The sequence below is a fragment of the Acidovorax sp. GW460-11-11-14-LB4 genome (assembly GCF_059423685.1).
This window is the reverse complement of sequence record NZ_JBWKYJ010000151.1, coordinates 1-824: the sequence shown is the minus strand read 5'-3', so window position 1 is coordinate 824 and position 824 is coordinate 1. Positions and strand designations below refer to the sequence as shown.

At 63.6% G+C, this 824-nt stretch carries 2 protein-coding genes; one reads left to right on the top strand and one right to left on the bottom strand.

Features of this window, described 5'->3' with window-relative positions; translation table 11 throughout:
• A partial coding sequence (locus tag AC07X4_RS23980) for an RHS domain-containing protein (protein WP_494741547.1) occupies nt 1-423 on the top strand: 423 nt, incomplete at its 5' end.
• A 50-nt stretch (nt 424-473) separates the two neighbouring features.
• Here AC07X4_RS23980 and AC07X4_RS23975 read toward each other — a convergent pair.
• Nucleotides 474-824, bottom strand: a 351-nt coding sequence (locus AC07X4_RS23975; RefSeq protein ID WP_288853127.1) for an OmpA family protein, incomplete at its 5' end; no start/stop codon positions are given.

Genomic DNA, 824 nt, shown 5'->3' with positions numbered 1-824 from the left:
GCCGCAGCCGCAACTCCAACGGCGCAGGCAGCGCAGATGTATTACTTCCACACCCAGCCCAACGGCCTGCCGGAAGAACTGAGCGACAACAGCGGCCACCTGGTGTGGACAGCGCAGTACAGCACATGGGGCAGTACGGTCCGGGAGGAATGGCAGAGCTACGACGAAGCGGGAAGACCTGTTCAGCGGCTGCAACAGCAGTCAGCGAACCAGACAGTTCAGCTTCAGCAGAACCTGCGGATGCAGGGGCAGTACCTGGACAGGGAAACGGGGCTGCACCACAACGCGCGATGGAGGTCCGTCGCCGCCATGGAGTACCAAACGCCGCAGTCTCAGGGTGTGGGCGGGGTGCACGAAAGTAGAGCGCGTCCCATCCTGCGAGTCCAAGGTCATGTGCGCTATCTGGAACAGCAGCGCAATTGACGGGCCGTTCTGCAGCCCACTTCACTTGGATAGAGGAGGAGATGCCCTGCCTACTTCGCCGTGATCTTCACCGCATGCAGTGCCTGCGTGGTGTTGAACTTCACCCGGATGGACTTGGCGGGCACGCCTTGCTTGACCAGTTCGTTGCGCACTGCCATGGCACGCATCAATGCGATCTCACGGGCATCGACCGGTGCGTCTTTGCGGTGGCAGAAGCCGGTAATCTCCAGGCGTTCTGTGGGCTCGCGTGTCGCGGCCAGGCGGGTCAGGATGGCCTGCGTCTCGGGCGACAGCTTGACTTGGTTGGCTTTGAACTGGGCCACCATGCCATCCTCAGGCAGGCGCGGCTCCTCCGGCACCGGTGCGGGCGCGGGTTCAGCCGGGGGTGCGGGGGGTACAGG